At 71.4% G+C, this 25,570-nt stretch carries 22 protein-coding genes; 9 read left to right on the forward strand and 13 right to left on the reverse strand.

Annotated features, from left to right (window positions below; genetic code table 11):
- Positions 1–25: 25 nt before the first annotated feature.
- Positions 26–214, reverse strand: coding sequence for a DUF5999 family protein (locus ABGA98_RS38040; RefSeq protein ID WP_347623292.1), 189 nt, complete (start codon positions 212–214; stop codon positions 26–28).
- 764 nt (positions 215–978) lie between these two features.
- Between ABGA98_RS38040 and ABGA98_RS38045 the strand changes: the two genes are divergently transcribed.
- Genes ABGA98_RS38045 through ABGA98_RS38055 form a run of 3 tightly spaced genes read left to right on the forward strand, consistent with a single transcriptional unit; the run spans position 979 to position 5,832 of the window.
- The gene (locus ABGA98_RS38045; protein ID WP_347623293.1) at positions 979–2,088 is read left to right on the forward strand and encodes a serine/threonine-protein kinase; all 1,110 of its coding nucleotides are present in this window, start codon (positions 979–981) and stop codon (positions 2,086–2,088) included.
- Positions 2,089–2,123: 35 nt separating this feature from the next.
- Positions 2,124–4,397: a serine/threonine-protein kinase gene (locus ABGA98_RS38050; protein WP_347623294.1), complete on the forward strand. Its 2,274-nt coding sequence runs from the start codon at positions 2,124–2,126 to the stop codon at positions 4,395–4,397.
- A gap of 49 nt (positions 4,398–4,446) precedes the next feature.
- Entirely contained in the window at positions 4,447–5,832 is a 1,386-nt protein-coding gene (locus tag ABGA98_RS38055) for a class II fumarate hydratase (RefSeq protein WP_347623295.1), read from the forward strand.
- Here ABGA98_RS38055 and trpD read toward each other — a convergent pair.
- Positions 5,829–6,902, reverse strand: coding sequence for an anthranilate phosphoribosyltransferase (gene trpD, locus ABGA98_RS38060; protein WP_347623296.1), 1,074 nt, complete (start codon positions 6,900–6,902; stop codon positions 5,829–5,831). The genes ABGA98_RS38055 and trpD overlap by 4 nt on opposite strands.
- Before the next feature lie 241 nt (positions 6,903–7,143).
- On the opposite strand from trpD, the gene ABGA98_RS38065 reads away from it, so the two are divergent.
- From ABGA98_RS38065 to ABGA98_RS38075, 3 genes are all read left to right on the forward strand, one after another.
- Positions 7,144–7,896, forward strand: a complete 753-nt coding sequence (locus ABGA98_RS38065) for a 3-hydroxybutyrate dehydrogenase (RefSeq protein ID WP_347623297.1) — start codon at positions 7,144–7,146, stop codon at positions 7,894–7,896.
- Positions 7,893–9,752, forward strand: a complete 1,860-nt coding sequence (locus ABGA98_RS38070) for a GAF domain-containing protein (RefSeq protein WP_347623298.1) — start codon at positions 7,893–7,895, stop codon at positions 9,750–9,752. Before ABGA98_RS38065 ends, ABGA98_RS38070 begins: the two co-directional genes overlap by 4 nt.
- Before the next feature lie 64 nt (positions 9,753–9,816).
- Positions 9,817–11,103: an MFS transporter gene (locus ABGA98_RS38075; protein WP_347623299.1), complete on the forward strand. Its 1,287-nt coding sequence runs from the start codon at positions 9,817–9,819 to the stop codon at positions 11,101–11,103.
- On the opposite strand, the gene ABGA98_RS38080 is transcribed toward ABGA98_RS38075, so the two are convergent.
- Both ABGA98_RS38080 and ABGA98_RS38085 read right to left on the reverse strand, forming a co-directional pair.
- Positions 11,093–13,090 carry a glycosyltransferase family A protein gene (locus tag ABGA98_RS38080; RefSeq protein WP_347623300.1) on the reverse strand — a complete coding sequence of 666 codons (1,998 nt, stop codon included), beginning with the start codon at positions 13,088–13,090 and terminating at the stop codon, positions 11,093–11,095. The genes ABGA98_RS38075 and ABGA98_RS38080 overlap by 11 nt on opposite strands.
- A gap of 70 nt (positions 13,091–13,160) precedes the next feature.
- Complete coding sequence (locus ABGA98_RS38085) at positions 13,161–13,871, reverse strand: lytic transglycosylase domain-containing protein (protein WP_347623301.1); 711 nt, start codon at positions 13,869–13,871, stop codon at positions 13,161–13,163.
- 262 nt (positions 13,872–14,133) lie between these two features.
- Between ABGA98_RS38085 and ABGA98_RS38090 the strand changes: the two genes are divergently transcribed.
- The 3 genes from ABGA98_RS38090 to ABGA98_RS38100 are packed head-to-tail and all read left to right on the forward strand — an operon-like array spanning position 14,134 to position 16,717.
- Positions 14,134–14,808 carry a response regulator transcription factor gene (locus ABGA98_RS38090; protein WP_347623302.1) on the forward strand — a complete coding sequence of 225 codons (675 nt, stop codon included), beginning with the start codon at positions 14,134–14,136 and terminating at the stop codon, positions 14,806–14,808.
- The gene (locus tag ABGA98_RS38095) at positions 14,805–16,217 is read left to right on the forward strand and encodes a HAMP domain-containing sensor histidine kinase (protein WP_347623303.1); all 1,413 of its coding nucleotides are present in this window, start codon (positions 14,805–14,807) and stop codon (positions 16,215–16,217) included. The genes ABGA98_RS38090 and ABGA98_RS38095 overlap by 4 nt, the downstream gene beginning before the upstream one ends.
- Entirely contained in the window at positions 16,214–16,717 is a 504-nt protein-coding gene (locus tag ABGA98_RS38100; protein WP_347623304.1) for a hypothetical protein, read from the forward strand. The genes ABGA98_RS38095 and ABGA98_RS38100 overlap by 4 nt, the downstream gene beginning before the upstream one ends.
- Here ABGA98_RS38100 and ABGA98_RS38105 read toward each other — a convergent pair whose 3' ends face one another.
- The 9 genes from ABGA98_RS38105 to ABGA98_RS38145 form a co-directional block, all read right to left on the reverse strand.
- Positions 16,718–18,037: a PhoH family protein gene (locus ABGA98_RS38105; RefSeq protein ID WP_347623305.1), complete on the reverse strand. Its 1,320-nt coding sequence runs from the start codon at positions 18,035–18,037 to the stop codon at positions 16,718–16,720.
- 207 nt (positions 18,038–18,244) lie between these two features.
- Positions 18,245–19,006: an isoprenyl transferase gene (locus tag ABGA98_RS38110; protein ID WP_347623306.1), complete on the reverse strand. Its 762-nt coding sequence runs from the start codon at positions 19,004–19,006 to the stop codon at positions 18,245–18,247.
- 41 nt (positions 19,007–19,047) lie between these two features.
- Positions 19,048–19,593: a hypothetical protein gene (locus ABGA98_RS38115; RefSeq protein ID WP_347623307.1), complete on the reverse strand. Its 546-nt coding sequence runs from the start codon at positions 19,591–19,593 to the stop codon at positions 19,048–19,050.
- A 52-nt stretch (positions 19,594–19,645) separates the two neighbouring features.
- Entirely contained in the window at positions 19,646–20,068 is a 423-nt protein-coding gene (locus ABGA98_RS38120; RefSeq protein ID WP_347623308.1) for a hypothetical protein, read from the reverse strand.
- Positions 20,065–20,880 (reverse strand): DUF692 domain-containing protein, encoded by an 816-nt coding sequence (locus tag ABGA98_RS38125; RefSeq protein ID WP_347623309.1) that lies wholly within the window; start codon positions 20,878–20,880, stop codon positions 20,065–20,067. The genes ABGA98_RS38120 and ABGA98_RS38125 overlap by 4 nt, the downstream gene beginning before the upstream one ends.
- A 1-nt stretch (position 20,881) precedes the next feature.
- Entirely contained in the window at positions 20,882–21,769 is an 888-nt protein-coding gene (locus ABGA98_RS38130; protein WP_347623310.1) for a TIGR04222 domain-containing membrane protein, read from the reverse strand.
- Between the two features lie 93 nt (positions 21,770–21,862).
- Positions 21,863–22,819, reverse strand: coding sequence for a TIGR04222 domain-containing membrane protein (locus ABGA98_RS38135; RefSeq protein WP_347623311.1), 957 nt, complete (start codon positions 22,817–22,819; stop codon positions 21,863–21,865).
- 72 nt (positions 22,820–22,891) lie between these two features.
- Positions 22,892–24,763, reverse strand: a complete 1,872-nt coding sequence (locus ABGA98_RS38140; protein WP_347623312.1) for a phosphoenolpyruvate carboxykinase (GTP) — start codon at positions 24,761–24,763, stop codon at positions 22,892–22,894.
- Between the two features lie 248 nt (positions 24,764–25,011).
- The gene (locus tag ABGA98_RS38145; RefSeq protein ID WP_347623313.1) at positions 25,012–25,518 is read right to left on the reverse strand and encodes a hypothetical protein; all 507 of its coding nucleotides are present in this window, start codon (positions 25,516–25,518) and stop codon (positions 25,012–25,014) included.
- Positions 25,519–25,570 lie beyond the last annotated feature (52 nt).

The raw sequence follows: 25,570 nt of genomic DNA on the forward strand, positions 1-25,570 counted from the left end.
GGCGGCTCCGGCCGGAGGTGGGCGGTCACGCGGCCACCGGTGCCCGGTGCGGTGCCACGACGGAGCCGTCGGGCAGCAGCAGGCCGGTGTCGTCGAACAGCACGACGCCGTTGCAGAGCAGGCTCCACCCCTGGTCAGGGTGGGAAGCGATCACGTGCGAAGCCTCACGGTCGGGCGAGTCGGCACTGGGGCAAACGGGGTGGTGACTGCACATCGCGCACCTCTCAGATAGCGCTCCTGGTCGTGGTTTCAATAGGGCAGCAGGCGCCCGGACGGCGTGCGAAGGTCCAGGCCGGCTCTGACCGGCTTCTTCGGCCGGCGGCGAACCAGGGTCCGGCGCATCTTCATCACGTCCTTCAACGATCTGGCATCGGTGGGAGGACTTCGGCCTATGCCCCCAGTGTGACGCTCGGCACCGACATTTCCGATGGCCCAGGACTTGGCCCTCCCTCATGGCTTTACCATGCCCCCGACCGCTTTCGGCACCCTTACAACCCGCTGACGGCGCCCCCTAGACGCCCGTAAGCGAGCGAGTCGAGCGACCGACATTCCCTCCAAGGCATCATCCGCCGATATCGGCGAGGAGAGTGTGCCGATGAGCACACTTACCCCGGCGAGCTGCGCGAACACGCTTCCGGCAGCGCATGGTCTCGTCGGTGGGCACCGCCCCGCCGGGCGGCTGCGCGGCATCACCTTCACCGCCCGCAAAGGTGAGGAGGCGGACTGGGCAGTGGGTCACGCCGCCCGACGCGGACCGGACCGTCGACACCATCGGCGGCGAGGAACTGCGAGGAACTGCGAGGTCGTTCACGGCGGACCGGCTATCGGAACGTGCACGTCGAGAAACTGTGAGCCTCATCAACAGGGCGGCCACGAGGTTTGCCGACGTGACGAGTCAGGCGACTTGACTTAACTTCGCAACATTTTATCGGCCACGCCTCTACTGGTCGGTTTACACAAATAGGTAAGCTGCCAGGCATGCGTGCGCCCTCCGGTTACCTACTCGCCGCGCGCTACCGGCTCATGGAGCCGGTTGGTCGTGGCGGCATGGGCACCGTTTGGCGGGCACATGACGAGCTGCTCGACCGCGACGTGGCGGTCAAGGAAGTACGCCTGCCCACCGTGCTCGACGAGGAGTTGCGCGCCGAGTTGTGCGCCCGCACGGAGCGCGAGGGCAGGGCGACCGCCATGGTCACCCACCCCTCGGTCATCACCGTGTTCGACGTGGTCACCGAGGACGACCGGCCATGGATCGTGATGGAGCTGCTCCGGGCCAGGTCTCTCGAGCAGCTCATCCAGGAGCACGGGCCGCTCCCGCCGCGCAGGGCCGCCGAGATCGGCCGGCAGATCCTCGGGGCGCTGCGCGCGGTGCACGCGAAAGGCATCCTCCACCGCGACGTCAAGCCGAGCAACGTGCTCGTGACCGAGGACCGCGCGGTGCTCACCGACTTCGGCCTGGCCGCACTCGAAGGTGACGTTTCCATTACCCAGGCGGGCATCGTGCTGGGGTCCGCCGGTTACATCGCACCGGAGCGGGTGCTCGGCTCGAAGGCCAGCCCCGCGGGCGATCTGTGGTCGCTCGGGGCGACCCTCTACACCGCCGTCGAGGGCAGGGGCCTGCACGGCCGCCGTACGGCCGCCGCCGCGCTCGCGGCGCTGACCAGCGGCGAGCCGATCCCGATGAGCAAGGCCGGCCCGCTGGCCCCCGTGCTCGACGCGCTCCTGCGCATCGACCCGCAGACCAGGCTCGACTCCGTGCGCGCCTCGCTCATGCTGGCCAGGGTGGCCGCAGGAGGCTCGGCGGAGGAGCCGCTGACCCCGCGCAAGCCCAGATCCGCACGCCCGGTGCAGGCCCTCACGCCGCCGTCTTTCACACGCAGGCCCGCGCATCGCGGGCTGCACCGCGCCGAGACCCAGACCGTCACCGTGCCCGCGCCGAGGCAGGAACGTAAACCCGGCGAGGGTGTGCACAGGAAGCGCGTTGAAGCGCGGCCGTCGCCGTCGGCTTATGCCCGTTTGAAAGCGACGGTGATAAAGTTGTGCCTTCCTCGGCGGTTCTGGCCAAGAGAACTTCGCAAGCGAGGGTAAAGCACTTCCCAAGCGAGAATCGATATCTTCTTCTCATGCCGGAACAGCAGACACGCCTGCTCGCGGGGCGCTACGAGCTCATCACCCCGCTCGGCCGGGGCACCATGGGCACCGTATGGCGCGCACGCGACCGCGCGCTCGGGCGCGAGGTGGCGGTCAAGGAGATCCGCCAGGACCCGGTGCTCACCGAAGAACAACGGACGGAGCTGCGCGAACGCATGGTCCGCGAGGGCCGCATCGCCTCCCGGATCAACCACCCGTCCGTGGCCTCCATCCACGACGTGATCATCCACGACGACAGCCCGTGGATCATCATGGAGCTCATCGAGGCCCGCTCGCTGGAGCAGGTGATCGACGAGGAAGGTCCGCTGCCGCCCCGGCTCGTGGCCGAGATCGGCGTCGATCTGCTCGGCGCACTGCGCGCCGCGCACGCTCAGGGCATCACCCACCGCGACGTCAAGCCCGCCAACGTGCTCATCACCGAGAGCGGGCGCGTGGTGCTGACCGACTTCGGCATCGCCAAGGCCGAGGGCGACTCCCGGCTCACGAAGACGGGCATGGTGATCGGCTCCCCCGGCTACACCGCCCCGGAACGCGCCAGGGGCGACTACACCGGGCCCGAGTCCGACATCTGGGCGCTCGGGGCCACGCTCTACTTCGCGGTCGAGGGGCGGCCGGCGTACGAACGGGCCACGGTCGCTGAGACGCTGGCGGCGCTGCTCACCGAGAGCGCCGACCCGCCCACGCAGGCGGGGCGGCTCCGTCCCGTGCTGAACGGGCTGCTGAACAAGGACTATCGGCAGCGTCTCGGCGCTGCCAAGGCGGAGACCCTGCTGCGCATGGTCGCCGACACCCCCACAAGCGAGATGCCGGTGCTCACGGCCGAGGCTCTTAAGGCGCAGGAGGCCGCTTTGCCCGATCCGTTCACTGCCCAGAAGACCCCCGCCGACCAGGCGCCCGGCCGTGGTGGACAGGGTGCCGGCCCGGACGGGCGCGGGCCCGGATACGCGCCTGGCGGGGCGGGAGCGCCGCAGGGCCAGGGCGGCCCTGGACAGGGTCACGGAGGTCACGGACAGGGTCCCGGAGGTCATGGGCCGCGTCCCGCGGGGCCCGGGCAGGGACCTGGGGGATCCGGGCAGGGACCTGGGGGATCCGGGCAGGGGTCTGGAGGGCCCGGACACGGGCCGGGCGGTCCGGCGCCGCGGGGGGCGTTCAGCGGTCCGAGTGGGGTCGGCGGACCGGGGCAGGGCCACTCCGGCGCGTCCACGCCGGGTCCGAACGCCTTCACCGCACCCGGGCCGGGGCAAGGCGCGCCGGGTCCACAGGGCGCCTTCGGCGGCCCAGGACACGAGCAGGGCCGCTCCGGGCAAGGACCGGGCGGGCCCGGAGCACCTGGGCCCGGAGCACCTGGGCAGGGCCCGGGTGCGACAAACCCGATGGGCGGCAGGCCCGGCCCGGCACCGGGCACGGGCGGCGGGCCTGGCGGGCCCGGCGGAAGGCAGGGCCCTGGCGGGCCCGGTGGCCAGGGCCCCGGCGGGCAGGGGACCAGCGGGCAGGGCTCCGGCGGGCAAGGCCAGGGCGGACCCCGGCCCGGTGGCCAGGGACCCGGCGGGCAGGGACCCGGAGCGCAAGGACCCGGAGCGCAAGGACCCGGAGCGCAAGGACCCGGAGCGCAAGGACCCGGAGCGCAAGGACCCGGGAAGCAGGGTCCCGGAGGGCAGGGGAACGGGCCTGGCGGGCAGGGGGCCGGTGGGCACAGGGCTGGGCCGTATGGGGCCGGAGGGCCGGTGCGGAGCTCCAACGCGCCCACCGTTCCGCAGAACATCGGGCGCCCGCCGCAGGGTGAGCAGCACTTCGGTGCGCCGGGGACCACCGCGGGCGGCGCCGGGCCGCAGGGCGGCGCGCCCGGGGCCGCGTCCCCCGAGGCGGGGTTCGACCCTGAGCGTACGGTCAGCATCTCGCGGCCCAAGGGCCCCTTCCCCTCGAGTCCCGAGCAGGGCACGCCGCCACAGGGGCAGGGTGACGAGGGCGCGTTCATGACCACGCGCATCCCGAAGGGCGGGTCGCCGGGCCAGCAGGTCTACCCGCCGACGGACCAGGAGCCCGGCTCGCGGCAGCAGCCGCCGGTGCCGCAGCGCGGGGTGTCCGGAGGAGGGCAGGGCGGGCTGGGCACCGACCTGTTCGCCATCGCCGGCCAGCCGGAGCAGCGGCCCGAGGCCAACCGCAACGGCATGCTGGTGCTCATGGCGGTCGCCGCCGCCGCGGCCGTGGTGATCGCCATTCTGATCGTGGCCCTCATCTCGAGCTGAACGCGGGGCGCTTCCCGGCGGGCCCGGATGCGTGAGTCAGACTGAAGTCATGAGCGAGTTCAGGATCGAGCATGACTCGATGGGCGAGGTGCGCGTGCCCGCGGGAGCACGGTGGCGCGCGCAGACCCAGCGGGCGGTGGAGAACTTCCCGGTTTCCGGGCGGCCGATCGAGCCGTCCCACATCGCCGCGCTGGCCCTGATCAAGGCCGTGGCGGCGGAGGTCAACGGCGAGCTCGGCGTGATCGAGAAGGACATGGCCGAGGCGATCGCGCAGGCCGCCGCCGACGTGGCCGAGAACGAGCACGACGCCCACTTCCCGATCGACGTCTTCCAGACCGGCTCGGGCACCTCGTCCAACATGAACGCCAACGAGGTGATCGCGACGCTCGCCGAGGAGCGGCTGGGCCGGCCCGTGCACCCGAACGACCACGTGAACGCCTCCCAGTCGTCCAACGACGTCTTCCCCACGTCGATCCACGTGGCGGCGGCGACGGAGGTGACCTACCACCTGCTGCCCTCGCTGCGGCATCTGGCGGAGGCGTTGCGGGCGAAGGCGATCGAGTTCGACGGCGTGGTGAAGTCGGGCCGCACCCATCTGATGGACGCGACCCCGGTGACGCTGGGCCAGGAGTTCGGGGGGTACGCCACGCAGATCGAGCACGGTGTCGTACGCGTCACCGCGGCGCTCGAGCACGTGCTGGAGCTGCCTCTGGGCGGCACGGCCGTGGGCACGGGCATCAACACGCCGCCGGGGTTCGCCCAGGCGGCGATCGAGAAGCTGCGCGAGGCGACCGGCATCCCCTTCCTTGAGGCGCGGGACCACTTCGAGGCCCAGAGCGCGCAGGACTCGATCGTCGAGCTGTCGGGGCAGCTCAAGGTGGTCGCCGTCTCGCTGAACAAGATCGCCAACGATCTCCGCTGGATGGGGTCGGGCCCGCGCGCCGGGCTCGGCGAGATCAACCTGCCCGACCTGCAGCCCGGCTCGTCCATCATGCCGGGCAAGGTCAACCCGGTCATCCCTGAGGCCGCGGGCATGGTGGCAGCGCAGGTCATCGGCAACGACGCGGCGATCACGTTCGCCGGCGCGTCGGGGAACTTCGAGCTGAACGTGCAGCTACCGGTCATCGCCCGCAACGTGCTGGAGTCGGTCAGGTTGCTGGGCAACGTCTCGCGGTTGCTCGCCGACCGCTGCGTGTCCGGCATCACGGCGAACGTGGAGCGCCTGCGCGAGTACGCCGAGTCGTCCCCGTCGATCGTCACCCCTCTGAACCGGTACGTCGGTTACGAGGAGGCGGCCAAGATCGCCAAGCAGGCGCTGGCGGAGCGGAGGACGATCCGCGAGGTCGTCATCGAGCGCGGCCACGTGGCCGACGGCACCTTGACGGAGGAGCAGCTGGACGCCGCGCTCGACGTTCTGTCGATGACCCGTCCCTAGGACGGCCGCGCCTGCTGCGTGGCCTGCGCCCAGCGGGTGAGCAGGGCCGCGGCGGCGCCGGAGTCGACGGCGTCGGCGGCCCGCTTGCGGGCGGCGGCGAGGGCGGCGGTGAGCTCGGCGGCCGGCGGCACCCCGTCGGCCGCCACCAGGGCGGCGGCCGCGTTGAGCAGCACGACGTCTCGTACGGGGCCCGGCTCCCCCGCGAGGACGGCGCGGGCCACGGCCGCGTTGTGCCGGGCGTCGCCGCCGCGCAGGTCGTCAGGGCGAGCCCGCGGGATCGACAGGTCGGCGGGGTCGAAGGCGGTCCGCGTCACCGTGCCGCGCCGTACGACCCAGATCGTCGAAGGGCCGCACGTGGTGAGCTCGTCGAGGCCGTCGTCGCCGCGGAAGACGAGGGACGAGCCGCCGCGTTCGGCCAGGACGCCCGCGATGACCGGCGCCATCGCCGGGTGGAAGACGCCGACCGCCTGCGCGGCGGGCAGCGCGGGGTTGGTGAGCGGGGCCAGGAAGTTGAAGACCGTCGGCACGCCCAGCTCGCGGCGCGGTCCGGAGGTGCGTTTCAGCGCCGGGTTGAACGCCGGCGCGAAGCAGAACGTGATGCCCACCTCCTCCGCGATCGCGACCACGGCGCCGGGCGGCAGGTCGACGACCACGCCGAGCTCTTCCAGGACGTCCGCGGCGCCGGCCATGGAGGAGGCGGCCCGGCCCTCGTGCTTGACCACCTTCGCGCCCGCCGCGGCGGCCACGACGGCGGCCATGGTGGAGATGTTGACGGTGTTGGCGCGGTCGCCGCCGGTGCCGACGAGGTCGACCGGGTCGCCGGACACCCTGATGGCGGCCGATCGCGACAGCATGCCGTCGGCCAGCCCTGACACCTCCGCCACGCTCTCGCCCTTGGCCCGCAGCGCCACGGCGAACGCGGCGATCTGCGCGTCCGTGGCCGCGCCCGACATGATCTGGTCCATGGCCCACGCGGCCTGGCGCGAGGTGAGCGACACGCCGTCGAGCAGCATGGTGAGCAGCTGCGGCCAGGTGGTGGTCGCGGTGCCGGGCGTTGTGGTGCTGGTCATGGTGAGCGTCCCTTTTCGTCAGTGCTCGACGGGGGCGCGTGCGACATGAGTACGGCCGCCTCGTCGAGGCGGCCGTGTGCGTATGCGCTGGAAGGTCCGCCTAGGAGGCGGGCCACCACAGGAACGAATACGCGATCATGCGATCCACCATAGCAGGCCATGTCGGCCACATAAGACGACACGGATCTATGTCTCGCGCACCCATGCGCCTGCGCGCGGCGAGCGCCTAAAGTCGAGGGATATGGCGAAAGAGCTGACGGGGCGGACCGCGCTGGTCACGGGTGCGGGCGGCGGCATCGGGGCGGCCTGCGCCCGGCGGCTGGCCGCGGCGGGAGCCAGGGTGCTGGTCGTCGATCTGCGGGCCGAGCCGGCCGAGGAGGTCGCCGACGAGATCGGCGGCGTGGCCGTCGTGGCCGATCTGAGCGAGCCCGGCTTCGTGGCGGCGCTGCCTGACGAGCCCATCGACATCGTGGTCAACAACGCGGGGTTCCAGCACGTCGCGCCGGTCGAGGAGTTCCCGCCCGAGGTGTTCTCGGCGATACTCAAGGTCATGGTCGAGGCGCCGTTCCTGATCGCGCGCGAGGTGCTGCCCGGCATGTACGCTAGGGGCTGGGGCCGGTTCGTGAACATCTCGTCGGTCCACGGGCTGCGGGCCTCCCCGTACAAATCGGCCTACACCGCGGCCAAGCACGGGCTGGAGGGCTTCTCCAAGGTGGTCGCGCTCGAAGGAGCGGCCCATGGGGTGACCTCGACGTGCGTCTGCCCCGCCTACGTCCGCACCGGGCTGGTCGAGGCGCAGATCGCCGACCAGGCCAGGGTGCACGGCATCGCGCCCGACGAGGTGGTGACGGACATCATGCTCCAGCCGGCCGCGATCAAGCGGCTGATCGAGCCGGAGGAGGTGGCCGAGCTGGTCGCCTACCTGTGCGGGCCCGGCGGGGCGTTCATCACCGGCGTGTCGCTCCCTGTGGACGGCGGCTGGACGGCCAGGTGACCGGCGCCACCTTTCTCGAACTGCTGGCCAGGGAGGCGTCGGCGGTCGAGTTCGAGGGTCCGATCATCGCGGCCAGGGCCGCGGGCGCGGACCCGGCCACGATCGAGGAGCTCGAACAGGCCAAGGTCGAGGCGCTGAAGGTGCGCGACCTGCTCAAGAGGCGCGCCAGGCGGGAGGCCGAGCTGTCGGCGCTGTACGACACGGCCGGCGACCTGGCCGCGCTGCGCGACCTCGACGCCGTGCTCGAGGCCATCGTGCACCGGGCGAGGCAGTTGCTGGCCACCGACATCGCGTACATGACCCTGCACGACCCCGAGCGGGGCGACACGTACATGCGGGTCACCGACGGGTCGATCTCGGCGAAGTTCCGTGCGCTGCGGCTGGCCATGGGGTCGGGGCTGGGCGGCCTGGTGGCGCAGACGGCGGTCCCGTACTCGACGGCCGACTATTTCGCCGACGGGAGGTTCCGGCACAAGGACGACATCGACGAGGCCGTCACGGAGGAGGGCCTGGTCGCGATCCTGGGCGTGCCGCTGCGGCTGGGTCAGCGGGTGATCGGCGTGCTGATGGCGGCCAACCGCAGCGCGCGGCCGTTTCATCAGGAGGAGGTGTCGCTGCTGGCCAGCCTGGCGGCGCACGCCGCGGTCGCGATCGACAACGCCAGGCTGCTGCAGGAGACGAGGAACGCGCTGGAGGAGCTCTCCCACGCCCACCGGACGGCGAGGGCGCACGGCGAGGCCGTGGAGCGGGCCGCGCTGGCGCACGACAGGATGACCTCGCTGGTGCTGCGCGGCGGCGGGATCGAGGACGTCGCGGCGGTGGTGACCGACGTGCTCGGCGGCTCGCTCGCGGTGCTGGACGACCTGGGCCGGGCGCTCACGGGAGACGTCGGGGAGCTCGACCAGGAGGTGTTCGAGGCGGCGCAGGCGTCCAGGGCGCTGCGCCGTACCGTGCGCAGGGGCGACCTGCTGATCGCGTCGGTGGACGTCGGCGGGGAGCCGCTGTGCACGCTGGTCCTGCGCAGCGACGACGCCGACGAGCGCATCCTGGAGCGGGCGGCGCTCGTGTGCGCGCTGCTGCTGCTGTTCCGCCGGAGCGTGGCGGAGGCCGAGGGGCGGGTCAGGGGCGAGTTGCTCGACGACCTGATCGCGCGGCCCGGCTCCCCCGGGCTGGCCGACCGGGCGCACCGGCTCGGCGTCGATCTCAGCGCGCCGCACGTCGTCGTGGTCGCCAAGCACGCGGGGCAGCGCGAACGGGCCGCGTTCTGGGCGTCGTCGCAGGCCACGATCTGGCACGGGCTGGCCGCCGGGCGCGGCGACGAGGTCGTGCTGCTGCTGCCGGGCACCGACGCGGGCGGCGCCGCGCAACGGGTGGCCGCCGAGCTGAGCGCGTCCCTGCAGAGCCTGGCCACGGCGGGCGCGTCCGGCATGCCGGGTGAGGGCAGGGAGCCGCCCGGGGCTCAGCACGTCGCCAGGGCCTACCAGGAGGCGCGGCGGTGCGCGGAGGCGCTCATCGCGCTCGGCCGGGCGGGCGACGGCGCGAGCGCGGCCGAGCTGGGCTTCGTCGGCCTGCTCGTCGGCGACGGCCGTGACGTGCGCGGTTTCGTGGACTCGACGCTCGGCGCGGTGATCGAGTACGACGCCCGCAGGGGCACCGCGCTCACCGGCACGTTGTCCGCCTACTTCGGCTCGGGCGGGTCACCGTCGCGTACGGCCGAGGCCATGCACATCCACGTCAACACCGTCACGCAGCGGCTCGACCGGGTCGGCAAGCTGCTCGGCGAGGGCTGGATGGCGCCGGAGCGCGCGCTCGAGATCCAGCTCGCGCTCCGCTTGCACCGGCTCGGCCACACATAGACCACGCAGACTGTAGGCTCCGACGCCATATGAGTGACGCCGGTCACTCCCTACCGTGACCGGCATGGCCACTTCCATCAAGAAGGTCGTCGCCGCGAGCCTGGTCGGCACCACCATCGAGTGGTACGACTTCTTCCTCTACGGCTCGGCAGCCGCCCTCGTGTTCAACCAGCTCTTCTTCCCCGGCTCCGATCCACTGACCGGCACCCTGCTGGCGTTCCTCACCTATGCCGTCGGGTTCGTCGCCCGCCCGCTCGGCGGCCTGGTCTTCGGCCACTTCGGCGACCGCCTGGGCCGCAAGACGCTGCTGGTCGTCAGCCTGCTGATGATGGGCACGGCGACGTTCCTGATCGGCTGCCTGCCGACGTACGAGACCCTCGGCCCGGCCGCGGCGCTGCTGCTGACGGGGCTGCGCCTGGTGCAGGGCTTCGCGCTCGGCGGCGAGTGGGGCGGCGCGGTGCTGATTGTCTCCGAGCACGGCGACAACGAGCGGCGCGGCTTCTGGGCCTCCTGGCCGCAGGCCGGCGCCCCCGGCGGCAACCTGCTGGCCACCGGCGTGCTGGCGGCGCTGGCCGCCTGGCAGTCGGACGAGGCGTTCCTGTCGTGGGGCTGGCGGGTGCCGTTCCTGCTGTCGGGCGCGCTGGTGCTGGTCGGGTTGTGGATCCGGCTGTCGATCAGCGAGTCGCCGGTGTTCCAGCAGGCCGAGCCGGAGGAACGGGCGCCGATCGTGGGCGTGCTCCGCCACCACTGGAAGGACGTGATCGTCGCCATCGGCGCCCGCCTGGCGGAGAACATCTCCTTCTACCTCCTGACCGTCTTCGTCATCACGTACGCCAAGCAGATGCAGATCGACAACTCCACGGTGCTGACCGCGGTGCTGGTCGCCTCGGCCATCCACTTCGTGACGATCCCAGTGTGGGGCGCGTTGTCCGACCGCGTCGGCCGCCGCCCCACCTACCTGGCGGGCGCCGCCGGGATCGGAGTGTGGATCTTCGCGTTCTTCCCGCTCGTGGACACGGGCAGCTTCCTGGCGATCACCCTCGCCGTCACCGTCGGCCTGCTCTTCCACGGCATGATGTACGGCCCGCAGGCGGCTTTCTTCTCGGAGCTGTTCGCCACGAGGACGCGCTACACCGGCGTGTCCATCGGGGCGCAGCTCTCGGCGATCGTGGCCGGCGCGCTGGCGCCGATCATCGCGGTCGCGCTGCTGCGGGAGTACGCGAGCAGCGTGCCGATCTCGGCCTACCTCGGCCTGGCGGCGGTGCTCACCCTCGTCTCCGTCTACGCCGCGCGCGAGACCCGGGGCAGCGACCTGGCCGAGCCCAGGCCGCAGGGCAGGGTCACTCCTTGAGGTACCGGTGGCCGCCCGCGCGCGCCAGCCGCACCATGTGGCGCGCGCCGGGCAGCCGCCGGCCGATCCGGTGCAGCAGGGTGTCGCGGCCCATGGGCGAGCGGCGCTCGGGGTCGGCCGCGGCGGCCGGGCGCACCTCGACCCGGCCCCTGCGCATCTCCAGCGCGAACCTGAGCCCGAACTCCCCGTCCGACGAGCGCAGCGCCGACAACCAGGTGCCGGGGCCGAAGTGGTCGTCTTCCGGCATGAACCGCTTGACCGGCACCTTGGCCACGAGCTGCCCGGCGATCCTGCCCGGCACGCCGGCTTCGACCAGCGCGGGAGCGGACACCTCGCGGGCACGCCGCCCGCTGCTGCGCAACACCAGCTCCAGCGGCGGCCCTCCGCTGGGCGGCACGTACGGCACCGGCAGCACGACGTACAGGTGGCCGTCGAGGTGCTTGACCGTCACGCCCGGGGACACGAGCGCGATCGACTCCGAGAACGAACGCGGCTCGACGACCAGGCCCAGCTCGCCCTGGTCGGTCCAGCACGGCACCACGAGCCGCATCCTGGGCCGCTGGGCCAGCACGCCCAGGCAGTTGAGCGGCCCCTCGGCGCGGCTGACGCGGCTCCTGGCCTGGTTGGCGCCGCCGAACATGCGTACGTGCACCTCCCACTGCCCCGGCCTGAGCGGCTCGCCGAGTGCGGCGCTGGTGACGTCGAGCCTTGCCTCGCCCTTGATCTGCACGCGGAAGCGGCGGCGGCCGTCCTGGACGCGCTCCACGTGCTGGGTCAGCGGCAGGAAGTGCACGAGCCCCGTCTCGGTGTGCCGGACGTAGACCTCGATGCGCGCCCGCTCGACCGCGTCGGTGACGTCGGTGACGCTCTCCGGCAGGCGCCTGGCGTCGATCGAGCGCGGCGGGATCCAGTGCAGGCGGTCGCCGTCGGCACGGTACCTGTCGGGTGTGCCGTCGCCGCCGTGCACCTCCACGGTCAGCCCGAGCACCAGGACGTGGGCGTCCCAGCGCACCTCGGTCAGGTCGGAGCGCAGGCCCGCCCGCCTGGTGGAGTTGGACAGGAGCACGATCTGGTCCAGGCGTCCCGTGCGCACGTACGCGGCCACCACGCGCATCTGAACGGGCAGGTAGGTGTCGAGTCGCTCGGGGAAGCGCTGGAACACCAGCTCCTGGACCACCCGGAAGTGCATGCCGCGGTCGACGGATGAGTCGGCGAACTTGCTGGTCAGCAGCGGGCGCAGGACGACGGAGCGGAACCAGTGGGCGTACATGCGCTCGCGCTGGCGGCCCTCGCCGACGTAGGCGTCGATGTCGTCGAGCAGCGCGTGCAGCTCCTTGACGATCGCCCGCGGCTCCTCCTCGGCGACGGGGCGCCGGCCGAGGTGGCAGCAGACGTGCTCGGCCAGCACGGCGATGGACTTGGCGTGCAGGTACGCCCGCATCACGAACGCCTGCTCCCCCATCAGCCCGCCGGGCACGGGGAAGCCGAGCTCGTGCTGCTCCAGGAAGGTGCGCCGGTAGAGCTGCTGCGGCAGGAGCAGGGTGAGCAGCTTGTCGCGCAGGACGTCGGCGCGGGCGGTGCTGCGCTCGAACGCGGCCATCGGCGGCCCGTAGTCGCGGACCAGCCGGCCGATCAGCACGTCGGCGTCGGTCTCCATCGCGCGGTCGTGCATGCGGGCGATCGCGTCACGTTCGAGGCGGTCACCCTGGTCGAGAAAGTAGACGTAGTCGCCGGTGGCCGCGGCCAGGCCGACGTTGCGGCCGCGCATCGGCGTGCCCGTGTGCGGCAGGTGCAGCGTACGCACGTTGGGGCGGGCCGAGGCGATGGTGTCCAGCCGTTCCCCGATGCCATCGGACGATCCGTCGTCGACGAAGATCACTTCGTAGTCGTCCGCAGGCATCGTCTGCTCCAGCGCGGAGCGGATGCACGCGTCGGCGGTGTCACCCGGATTGCAGACAACGACGATCACACTGACCTTCACACCCATGCGGCCAGCGTGCGCCGATATACCCGATCGGACGCGGCGGCTTGCCGATTAGTGGAGGAAAGTTGACCTGTTAGTACCAGCCCACCGACTGTGAATGGGCCCAGGCGCCGCACGGCGTGCCGTAGCGGCCCTTGATGTAGCCGAGGCCCCACTTGATCTGGGTGGTGGCGTTGGTCTGCCAGTCGCTGCCCGCGCTGGCCATCTTGCTGCCCGGCAGCGACTGCGGGATGCCGTACGCGCCGGAGTAGCGGTTCATCGCCCGCTCGTTCCAGCCGCTCTCCTTCTGCCAGAGCCGCTCCAGGCAGCCCCACTGGTCGTTGCCCCAGCCGCTGGCCGCGAGCATGGACTTGGCGGTGGCCTTGTTGCTGCCCGGTGAGGGGTCGCTGCCCGGCGGGAAGTTCGCGGCGGGGAACCCGTCACCGCCGGGGGCCCGCTCGGGGACGACCCAGTCGAAGTCCTTGTCCTTGCCCTTGCCCGAGCGGCCCTTCTTCAGCTGGTCGGCGCGGTAGGCCTGCTCGGCGGCGTTCTTCAGCGCGTCGGTCTCGGGGTCGGGCGCCGACAGGTCGCCGCCGGCCAGCTTGGCGAAGTCGTCGACGGAGAGCGCGGCCTGTTGCGGCCTGTTGGCGTTCTGGACGGCGCGGTAGGCGACGAAGCCACCGCCGCCGAAGACGATCACCAGCGTGACGGCGATGATGGTGACGCGCTTCGGCGTGACACGCGAACGCCGCCGCGCCGAGGGAGGGGCATCCTTCGGGTGGCGCTCGCGAGGGCGCTCGCTCAACTGCGGACCGGGGCTCACGGTCCACGAGCTTGCCCTGTCCTGGGGGGTGGTCCGCAACCGAAACGCGGGAATCCCTTGGCGTAAGTTTGGCTAACTGTCGGGTTAGCGTGGAGTTTCCCGATCAGTGTGACATTCATCACACCATCGCTCGCCTCACCTGCGCCCGCAGGCCCGACACTCGGCACCTCATAGCCCCATCAACGGATTGTCACGATTTGGTGACGTAACTCGGATATTTGGGACATGGAACAATAATGTGCGCGTGGCTGGCATCCTTCTTGTAGAAGACGACCCCTCCGTCCGTACGGCACTCGAACTCGCGCTGACGCGGCAGGGGCACTCCGTCACGTCCTACGGGACGGGCGAGGAGGCGCTCGACCACATCAGGGCCCGCCGCCCCGAGATCGCGATCCTCGACGTCATGCTCCCCGGGATCGACGGCATCGAGGTGTGCCGCCGCATACGCAAGCTCGACCAGCTTCCCGTCATCCTCCTCACCGCCCGCGGCGACGACCTGGACGTGGTCGTCGGGCTGGAGGCGGGCGCCGACGACTACGTGATCAAGCCCGTCGAGCCCAGAGTCCTGGACGCCCGCATCCGGGCCATCCTGCGCCGGGCCGAGTCGGCCGCCTCCGACCGCATCACCTTCGGCGACCTCGTGATCGACCGGGGCGCGCTCAAGGTCACGCTCGCCGGCAAGGAGATCCACCTGACGCCGACCGAGCTGCGGCTGCTGCTGGAGCTCATACGGCACCCCGGGCAGGTGCTCAACCGCCGCTACCTGCTGCGCGAGGTGTGGGACCACACGCACATCGCCGACTCGCGGCTGGTGGACGCCTGCGTGCAGCGGGTCCGCGCGAAGATCGAGCCCAAGCCCGGCGAACCCGTGTTCATCCACACGGTGCGCGGGTTCGGCTACCGGTTCAGCCCTCCGTGATCCCGCTGCCCACCGGGCTGCGCGCCCGTCTGGTCATCACGTTCACGCTCGTGGCCGTGGCCGCCTCGCTGCTGGTCGCCACGATCGGCTTCGAGCTGGCCAAGACCGCGCTCGTCACCCGGGCCGAGACCACGGCGCTCGACCAGGTCACCAGGGAGCTCGGCAGCATCACCTTCCCCATCGGCCGGCTCAGGCCGGGCGAGGCCGCCCCCACGGCGAAGGAGCTCGGGCGACTCGCCCACGCGCTCAACGGGCCGGGCCGCAGCGTCCTCATCGAGTACGGCGCCCTGATCGCCTCCGAGGGCCCGATGTCCATGAGCGACGTGCCCAACGAGCTCCACGGCCGGGCCAAGCAGAGCGTCGTCACCCAGCGCAAGATCATCCGGGGCGAGCTCTGGCTCATCGTCGGCGCCGAGGTCTACCGGGAGGCCGGCAGCAGGGTCGAGGCGACGAACCTGCGGGCGTTCGTCTTCTTCCCGCTGAAGGACGACGAGCGGCAGCTGGCCACGCTCAGGATCACCTTCATCCAGGCCGGCGTGGTCATCGTGCTGATCGCGCTGGTCGTCGCGCTGCTGTCGGCCCGGCAGGTGCTGCTGCCGGTCCGGCGGCTGAGCGCGGCCGCGCAGGCGCTCGGCCAGGGCCGGCTGGACACGCGGCTGCCCGTCCACGGTCAGGACGAGCTGGCCGAGCTCACCAGCAGGTTCAACGACGCCGCCGCGGCGCTGGAGCTGAGCGTGGCCGAGCTGCGCTCGCTGGAGGCCATGTCGCGCAGGTTCGTGGCGGACGTCTCCCACGAGTTGCGCACGCCGCTGACCTCGATGACGGCCGTCGCCGACATGCTCTCCGAGGAGGCCGGCCGGCTGCCCGAGGCGCCGGCCGAGGCCGTACGCCTGGTGCTCAGGGAGATCGAGCGCCTGCGCGAGCTGGTCGAGCACCTCATCGAGGTCAGCCGCTTCGACGCGGGTACGGCCACGCTCAACGGCTCGAGGTTGAACGTGGCCGAGGCCATCGACGACTGCCTGGCCGTGCGCGGCTGGAGCGACCAGGTGACCGTGAAGGCCCCCCAGGGACTGGCCGTCAACCTGGACCCCGCCAGGTTCGACGTGATCGTGGCCAACCTCGTCGGGAACGCGCTCAAGCACGGCCGGCCACCGGTGCTGGTCAGCACCAGAACCACGCAGAGCGGCCTGGAGGTGAAGGTGCGCGACCACGGCCAGGGCATCCCCGTCGAGGCGCTGCCGCACGTCTTCGACCGCTTCTTCAAGGCCGGCGCGGGCCGGTCACGCAGCCAGGGCAGCGGTCTCGGCCTCGCCATCGCCAAGGCCAACGTGCACCTGCACGGCGGCACGATCTCCGTACGCGCCCAGAACCCCGGCACCCTCTTCACCGTCTGGTTGCCCCACGCATGAAAGCCCAACGCATCCTCACCGTCGCCGCGCTCGTCGGCGCCGCGGCCTGCGGCATCTCGCCCACCGACGTCCAGGACCGCGGCAACGCCCCGACCACCAGGATTCCCCCGCCGTCCAAGACGATCTACCTGCTCAAGGACGGCGAGCTCATCCTGGAACCCGCCGACGTCGACAACGACACCGTCGGCAGCCTGCTCGGGGCGCTCTTCGACGCGTCGACCAAGCCGCTCGGGAACCGGGACACGGCGCTGCGCGGCTTCACCTACATCGGGATCAAGGACTCGCTCAACCCGATCCAGCGCGACGAGGTGCAGCTCCCGCGCACCTCGACGCTGACCGTCTACATCAGGGGAGAGGGCACGCTGACCAAGCTCGGCAAGGCCCAGATCGTCTGCACCGCCCAGCAGGACGCGGCGTTCGAACTCGTCAAGATCGTACGGGAGAACGAGAACCGCCCCTCCACGACGGAGGGGCGGTACACCTGCGGCGAGCTCAAGTGATCAGAGCGTGATGTCCTCCAGCATCTCCGTCACCAGGGCGGCGATCGGGGAACGCTCGGACCTGGTCAGCGTGACGTGCGCGAAGAGCGGGTGGCCCTTGAGCTTCTCCACCACCGCCACCACGCCGTCGTGCCGGCCCACCCGCAGGTTGTCGCGCTGGGCGATGTCGTGGGTGAGCACGACCCGCGAGTTGGCGCCGATCCGGCTCAGGACCGTGAGCAGCACGCCGCGTTCGAGCGACTGGGCCTCGTCCACGATCACGAACGCGTCGTGCAGCGAGCGGCCGCGGATGTGCGTCAGCGGGAGCACCTCCAGCATGCCCCGGTCGAGCACCTCCTCGATCACCTCGGGCGAGGTGATCGCGCCCAGCGTGTCGTAGACCGCCTGCGCCCACGGGCCCATCTTCTCGCCCTCGGTGCCCGGCAGGTAGCCGAGCTCCTGGCCGCCCACGGCGTAGAGGGGGCGGAAGACGACCACCTTGCGGTGCTGGCGGCGCTCCAGGACCGCTTCCAGACCGGCGCAGAGAGCCAGCGCCGACTTGCCGGTGCCGGCCCGGCCGCCGAGCGAGACGATGCCGATCTCCGGGTCCATCAGCAGCTCGAGCGCGATGCGCTGCTCGGCGGAGCGGCCGTGCAGGCCGAACACCTCGCGGTCGCCGCGTACGAGCTTGACCGACTTGTCCGGCAGCACCCTGCCCAGCGCCGAGCCCTTGGCCGACAGCAGCCGCAGGCCGGTGTGCGTGGGCAGTTCCCTGCCCTCCTCGACGTCGGCGGTGCCCTGGTCGAAGAGCGTCTCGACGTCTTCGGCGGTCACCTGGAGCTCGGCCATCCCCGTCCAGCCGGACTCGTGCACCAGCTCCGCGCGGTATTCCTCGGCCGACAGGCCGATCGAGGCGGCCTTGACCCGCAGCGGCAGGTCTTTGGACACCAGGACGACGTCGCAGCCCTCGGCGGCCAGCGAGCGCGCCACGGTCAGGATGCGGGTGTCGTTGTCCCCCAGGCGGAAGCCCACGGGCAGGATGGACGGATCGCTGTGATTGAGCTCAACCCTGATCGTGCCATCCCCCGTCGGCATCGGCTCGTCGAGCCTGCCGTACTGGACGCGCAGCTCGTCGAGGTAGCGCAGGGCCTTCCTCGCGAAATAGCCGAGCTCGGGATGGTGCCGCTTTCCTTCCAGCTCCGTGATGACCACGATCGGAAGGACGACGTCGTGCTCGGCGAAGCGGGTCATTGCCGCCGGGTCGGCCAGCAGGACCGAGGTGTCGAGCACGTACGTGCGCTTGGCCGGCTTGGTCGTAGGGTTGCTCGAGGACACTGCCACACGTTCTCCCCCGGGCGCCCATAGGTGCGGGCACCCTGCAGACGAGGCGGGAATCGGACCGGACCCGCATCCCCGACCGCTACGTGCCGTCGGCGCCGGGGTCCGGCCCCCCTCGGCAGTTCACGATGCAAAGGCGGGCCCTCTCCGAAATGTCCGTCCTGTGGCCGGACATTTCCAACGTTACGTCCTGAATACCCAGATGTCGCGTCAGGAACCGTAACGCCGGTGTCTCGCAGCGTAATCGCGCAGCGCTCGGAGGAAGTCGACCCTGCGGAAGTCCGGCCAGTAGGCCTCGTGGAAGTAGAACTCCGAATGGGCGCTCTGCCAGAGCATGAAGCCCGACAAGCGCTGCTCGCCCGAGGTCCGGATGAGGAGGTCCGGGTCGGGTTGGCCGCGAGTGTAAAGATGCTCCGCGATGTGCTCCACATCGAGCACCTCGACGAGGTCCTCGATGCTCGCCCCCTTGCTCGCATGCTCCTGGAGGAGTGAGCGCACCGCATCGGCAATCTCACGCCTTCCTCCATACCCAACTGCAACGTTCACAATCAGGCCTGGACGGTGTGAGGAGGCTTCTTTTGCATCTTTGAGGACATTCGCCGTCCGGTCCGGCAGCAGGTCGAGCGCTCCGACCGGGCTGATCCGCCAGCCTTCGGCCACGAGCTCGCGCGTCACGTCCTCGATGATGCGCAGCAGGGGCTCCAGCTCGTCCCGCGGCCGGTTGAGGTTGTCGTTGGACAACATCCACACGGTGACGACCTCGACCCCGGTCTCGCGGCACCAGCCGAGCAACTCCGAGATCTTGTCCGCACCCTTGCGATGACCGCGGGCCACGTCGCGCATGCCCATGGCCCGCGCCCAGCGGCGGTTACCGTCGATGATGACCCCGACATGCCGGGGGACGCTGTCCTTGGACAGCTTGGCCTCCAGCCGGTGCTCATAGAGCCGGTAGACCAGATTGCGCAGGCCCACGGACGTGCCTCCCTGCGGTGCTATGACCTAACAGGCAATTATCACCGTGATTCGCCCGTGCCTGCCCCCTGGACTGGATTTCTGGCCAAGTCTCTGCCTTCCAGACACCCTTCTGCCTCCTGCACCAGCCCGCGGACGAACCCCGACAACTCAGCCGAGGTCAGCACCGCCCGCGTGCCCACGCCCGTGGCGCCCCACGCCTCCACATAGGCCCGCCTGGTCAGCCGCCACTCGCCGGTCACGGGCTGCCACCTCGGGATGGTGCGCAGCTGGCAGCGGAGCTCCCCGCCGCCCGCGCCGGAGCGCGTGCGGTAGCGGAAGGAGAACAGCTCGCTGTCGGGCGCCTCGCCGGGGAAACGATCGTCGGGATCGGCCCACCGCCCGGCCGCGCCGCCGTCCCTGCGGGCCTCGTCGACACCGCGAGCGAGGCGCACGAGCAGCCAGCCGCACCGCTCCCCCACGCTGCCGTAAGGCGTGCCGTCCCGGTGCAGCTCGAGAGTGATCTCGTACGGCCTGCCGACGCTGTCCCTGCACGCGATGGGCGTGACGCTCAGATACGAACCATCGACACAGCGCAGTCCCCCCATCCCCTCACAGTTTCCGCTCGAAAGTCGGCTAAACGCGGGCGATGTCCCCCGGTCACTCGGGCCATCCGTCCGGTCTGGACCTGCCCGCGTTCCCCGGCAGGAGACGGGTCCACCAGCGGACCTTCCCGGGCGGTGCGGGCATGCGGCCACGGGCCCGCAACCAGGCGGCGAAGTCGTCGGCGTCCGCGCGGTAGCCGGGCGGCGGCGTGCTGCGGGAACGCGCGTAGGCGGCGTACTCGGCGGCCAGGTCAGGGCCCGCGGCGGCGGCCGCGTCGGGGCGGAGCCTGGCCACGATGCCGCGCCGCTTGGCCAGCAGGCTCGCCGCCTGTACCCGCATACGTTCCGGGTCGAAGCCCTCAGGCGGCTCCGCCCCCGTGACCAGTGCCGCCACCACCCGCCCCTGCGCCTGCGCCAGCCGCCGCCGCGCCTCGTCCGTCGCCGCGGCTCCCCCGCCGGGACCCTGCGTGTCGGTCACCGCGGCTCTCCCGCCAGGGACATGGCCGCCCTGATCCGGGACAGCTCGGCCGCGAGGACGGCGTCGCTCGGGTAGTCGTCGTCCCATTCCAGCAGCACGCCGGGAGGCGTGGCGCGGGCGCACAACTCGGTCAGCAGGTCGAGCACCGGCTGCGGGGCGACCTTGGTGTGGGTGTCGTGCCAGATGCCGCCGTGCTCGTAGCCGCCGGCCACGTGGACGTAGGCGAGGTGCTCCAGCGGGAGCGCGTCCAGCGCGGCCACGGCCGGCAGGCCCAGGTTGACCTGGTTGGTGTAGAGGTTGGCCACGTCGATCAGCAGCCCTACGCCGGTGGCCGCGACCAGCTCCGCGAGGAACTCGGCCTCGGTCAGCTCGTCGTCGGGCCAGCCGAAGATGGCGGCGACGTTCTCCAGGGCCAGCGGCACGGGCAGGGAGTCCTGGGCCCGCCGCACGTTCTCGGTGACCACCCGCAGCGACTCGCGGGTGCGCGGCACGGGCAGCAGGTGCCCCGCCTCGACGCCGCCCCCGCGTACGAACGCCAGGTGCTCGCTGACCAGCGGCGCGTCGAGAGCCTGCGCGCAGGCGGCCAGGTGGGCGAGCCGGGCGGGCGAGGGCGGCTCCGCGTCGCCGACCCCGAGCGACACCCCGTGCGGGATCACCGGCAGGCCCCGCTCGCGCAGCACGCGTAACGACTCGGGCAGCCGATCCGGCCTGAGGTTCTCGGCGACCACTTCGAGGAAGTCGACGCCGTCCATCCGCTCGATCGTCAGGTCGAGCTCGCTCCGCCAGCCGATGCCCACTCCCAGCTCGGCCATGTCAACTCCCTCCTCCGCAACCGCTGCCGCAACCGGCACTGCCGCCGCAGCTCGAGCCGCCGTGCGAGGCTCCGCCGCAACCGCCGCCGGCGCAGGAGCCGACGCCTCCCGTGCCACGGTACGTCGCCCGCCGCGAGTTCCGGCGCGGCGACCTCATGACGCCCAGCTCGGTCCGCAGGCGCGGGTCGGTCGACTCGGCCGGGCCGTACAGGGCGATGTGCACGGGACCGTCGCCCGTGCCCCTGGGGTGGCCCGCCCTTGCCTGGTCGAGCCGCCTGGCCCCCTCGGCTGTGAGCGTGCCTCGCCGGGACGCGCGGTGGTCACCGGCCACCACGGCCGCGCCGATGCCCGTCCCCGTCAGCAGGAGCAGGGGAAGCAGCGCCGGGGTGGTCACGAGGCACACCACCGCCGCGGTCAACGCCAGCCCCGAGACCGCGCGCAGCCGGGCCGCCAGCCGGCCCAGGCGCTTGACACGGTGGCCGGGCAGGACCAGCCCCAGCTCCGTGAGGTTCCGCCGGAGCGCGTCCATGGCCAGGCTCTCGCCCACCCTGCGCTTCAGCGCGGACGCCTGGAGCCCGGACACCGTCGCCACCTTGGCGAGCGTCTCCTGCTCGATGGGGGCGCGCGACACGGACGGCGCGTGCACGCTGTGCACGTGGCCCCCGCGTGACACGCGCAGGTCCCCCGAGCCGGCCAGCAGCGCGATGGCCGTGCCGGCCACCTGGCCGGGCCCGCCGGCCAGATAGGCGAGATCGTAGTGGTCCAGGTCGGGAGCGCCGGAGGCCGCCGGGGCCTCGTGGCCGGCGGCGCGCTCGCGCTTCATCGAGAAAGCGGTGGCGACGGCGACGGCCGGCAGAGCCACCGAGAGGATCAGCAGGAACAGGTCCATGACGCCTCCCTCCACACAGCCGGAACAGGCTGTTACCAGAAGGACGCCGGGGCGAAGGTCAACGTTTCGTTCTGCTCATTTAAATCGCGGCGATCACGAACCCCCGCCCCCGCCACCGCCACCGCAGCTCGATCCTCCTCCCCCGCAGCTCGACGACCCCCCGCCGCAGCTCGACGAGCCGCCGCCGAAGTCGCCGCCGCCGAAGGTGATGCCGTCGGAGCCGCTGAAGCTGCCGCAGGCGCCGGCGCAGTCGGCACCGGGGGCTCCGACGGACAGCTCGTCGCAGAGCAACTGGTCGCCCGACTCGCTCAGCCCGTACAGCGCGACCGGGATCCCCACGGCCAGGGAGAGCGAGCGCGGGTCGCGTACGCCCCTCGGATGGTGGGCGCGGGCCGACCGCAGCACCTCGCGTCCCTGGCCGGTGACGACGTTGCGCAGCCTGCGCTTCTGCCGGTAGAGCCCGATGAGACCGGAGGCGACGGCGAACAGGCTGAAGAACACCGCCCCGATGTACACCGTCTCCTTGCCCGCCACGCCGGCGACGGCCAGCACGATCACCAGCACCAGGTAGCCCGCGGCCCCGCCCACCGCGAGCCGCAGCAGGCCGTAGTGCCGCCGCGCCGTGTCGAACGCCGGCTGCCGCACGATCAGCCCTCGGCGCTCCAGCCCGGCGGCGAGCTCGATGAGCGCGGGATACGACTCCAGCTCGCGGCGGAGCTCGCTCGCCTGGTAGCCGCCCGGCCGCGAGGCCAGCGCGCCGAGCACCGCCTGCTCAAGCGGCACCGGCGAGGGCGACGCGCCGTGCACGGCGGTGACCCTCGAGCCACGCGAGACGCGGATGGCACCGGCCGAGGCGAGCAGGGCCAGCGCCGTGTTGAGCGCCCGGCGCGGCCCGCCCGACAGATAGGCCAGCTCGTACGGGTCCAGCCGGTGGCCCTCCCCGGCGGACGCCGTCCCCTGGACGCGCCCGCGCTCGCGTTCGACACGATTCTCGGCCGCGCTGACCAGGACCATCACGGCGAGCGCGGCAACGATCAGGACGTGGTCCACTGCGGCCCTCCTGTGCGGTACGGCAAGCCGCCAAGTTAGGCGGCGCGGCCGTACCGCACAAGGGGACGGCGCTCAGCCGAGGCGGTCGAGCAGGGCGTTGTACTCCTCCCACAGCTCCTTCGGCAGGTGCGCGCCGAATTTCTCGAAGTGGGCCGGGATGAGCGCGGCCTCCTCGCGCCACACCTCGCGGTCGACCGTCAGCAGCGCCTCGAGGTCCTCCTCGGACAGGTCGAGGCCCTCGGTGTCGAGGTCGGCGGGCAGCAGGCCGATGGGAGTGGGCACCGCCTTGGCCTCGCCGTTGAGCCGGTCGACGATCCACTTGAGCACGCGGCTGTTCTCGCCGAAACCGGGCCAGATGAATTTCCCGTCGGCGTTCTTGCGGAACCAGTTGACGTAGTAGATCCGGGGCAGCACGGCACCCTTGCGGCGGCCGATGTTCAGCCAGTGGCCGAAGTAGTCGCCCATGTTGTAGCCGCAGAACGGCAACATCGCGAACGGGTCGTGGCGCAGCTCGCCGACCTTGCCCTCGGCGGCGGCGGTCTTCTCGGAGGCGACGTTGGCTCCGAGAAAGACGCCGTGCTCCCAGCTCAGCGACTCTGTCACCAGAGGAACGGCGGTGGCGCGGCGGCCGCCGAACAAGATCGCCGAGATGGGCACGCCCTTGGGGTCCTGCCACTCGGGTGCGATGATCGGGCACTGGGAGGCGGGGGTGGTGAAGCGGGCGTTCGGGTGGGCGGCCGGCTCGTCGCTGTCAGGCGTCCACGAGCGGCCCTTCCAGTCGGTCAGGTGGGCGGGCGGCTCCTCGGTCAGGCCCTCCCACCACACGTCGCCGTCGTCGGTGAGGGCGACGTTGGTGAAGATGCTGTTGCCCCAGAGCGTCCTGACCGCGTTGGCGTTGGTCACCTCACCCGTGCCGGGCGCGACGCCGAAGAAGCCCGCCTCCGGGTTGATCGCGTAGAGGCGGCCGTCCTGGCCGAAGCGCATCCAGGCGATGTCGTCGCCGATCGTCTCGACCTTCCAGCCGGGGATCGTGGGCTGGAGCATGGCGAGGTTGGTCTTGCCGCAGGCGCTCGGGAAGGCGGCGGCGATGTAGCGGACCTCGCCCGACGGCGGGGTCAGCTTGAGAATGAGCATGTGCTCGGCCAGCCAGCCCTCCCCATGGTCGCGCTTGCTGCGGCCTTCGTTGGCTCGTACCTCGCTCTCTCCGGCCTTTCGCGCCGCTCCGGCGTCGCGGGCCATGACGCTGGCGATGCGCAGCGCGTAACACTTCTTGCCGAGCAGGGCGTTGCCGCCGTAGCCGGAGCCGTAGGACCAGATCTCGCGGGTCTCGGGGAAGTGGCTGATGTACTTGGTGGAGCTGCACGGCCACGGCACGTCCTCCTGGCCGGGCTCCAGCGGCACGCCCACGGAGTGCACGGCCTTGACGAACGAGCCCTGTCCGCGCTCCTCGATGAGCCGCAGCGCCCTGTCGCCCATGCGGGTCATCACGCGCATGGACACGGCGACGTACGGGGAGTCGGTGATCTCGACGCCGAGCTGGGAGATCTCCCCGCCCAGCGGGCCCATGCAGAAGGGCACGACGTACATCGTGCGGCCGCGCATGCAGCCCTTGAACAGCTCGCCGAACGTCTCGCGCATCTCGCCGGGCGCGATCCAGTTGTTCGTGGGCCCGGCGTCCTCTTCGCGCTCCGAGCAGATGAACGTGCGGTCCTCGACCCTGGCCACGTCACTCGGATCGGACTTGGCGTAGAAACTGTTGGGCCTGGCGGCCAGGCGTGTGAACGTCCCCTGCTCGACGAGGAGGTTGGTCAGGCGCGTCCACTCCTCCTCTGACCCGTCGCACCACTCGATGCGGTCGGGCTGAGTCAGGGCAGCGATCTCCTTTACCCACGCGGCCAATTCTCTATTGCTGGTCGGTGCGGGTACTTCCACGGAAACGGACACGACGGTGACTCCTCCACTCTCTCAGGGCCCAGTCATCATTAACGACGAGACGGTCGGAAGGCCAATTGGCATAGACCTGTCGGCACGGCCGTCGTCGCAGGCAGCGACCCTGACGATTGCGGGAGCCTACCCAACGGGAACGGATTTAAAAGAAGCGATTTCCGGCAGTGGTCCAGTCCAATTCAGCTGGTCTAAACCAATTTCTGAAGTGGTTTAGTCCATTCCGCCGGCCGTTTCCGCTGGGTGCTCTAGGAATTGACGTCGGGGCCCTCGGAGCGAACCCGGTCGACGTGCTGGAGCGCGTCACGCAGATCGCTGAGCCACGTGTCGGCGTTCTTGCCGACCAGGCGTACGCACCAGGCGAGCGCGTCGCTGCGACTCCTGGCCACGCCGGCGGCCACCAGCGTGTCGAGCACGCGGCGCTCCGACTGGCGCAGGCGGGTCATCACGGGCACGGAGAGTGTGGTGAACATCACAGCCTCGTCGCCGCAGACGACACCCCAGGAGACCTTCTGACGGAACTTGTGCTCGGCCTCCCTGGCGATCTCGATGCGGCGCTCGCGCGTCTCCTCCCTGAAGCGCCTGGCCAGCCCGTCGATCAGGGCGGACCGTTCGGCTTCGGGAACGTCGCCCGGCGGGTCGGGCAGCCGGCCGAGCACCGCGATCTCCTCGCGGTCCCTGACGATCTCGGGCGCGCCGGTGAACCACTCGCCGGGGAGCCTCCCGGCGAACCAGGCGCGAATCTCTGCCGTCACGTCATCTGTATCCATGTAATCATCATTACACCGCCGATTGGTAGATCGCACC

Source organism: Nonomuraea sp. B1E8, assembly GCF_039871515.1.
In the GTDB taxonomy this organism is placed as follows: Bacteria; Actinomycetota; Actinomycetes; order Streptosporangiales; family Streptosporangiaceae; genus Nonomuraea.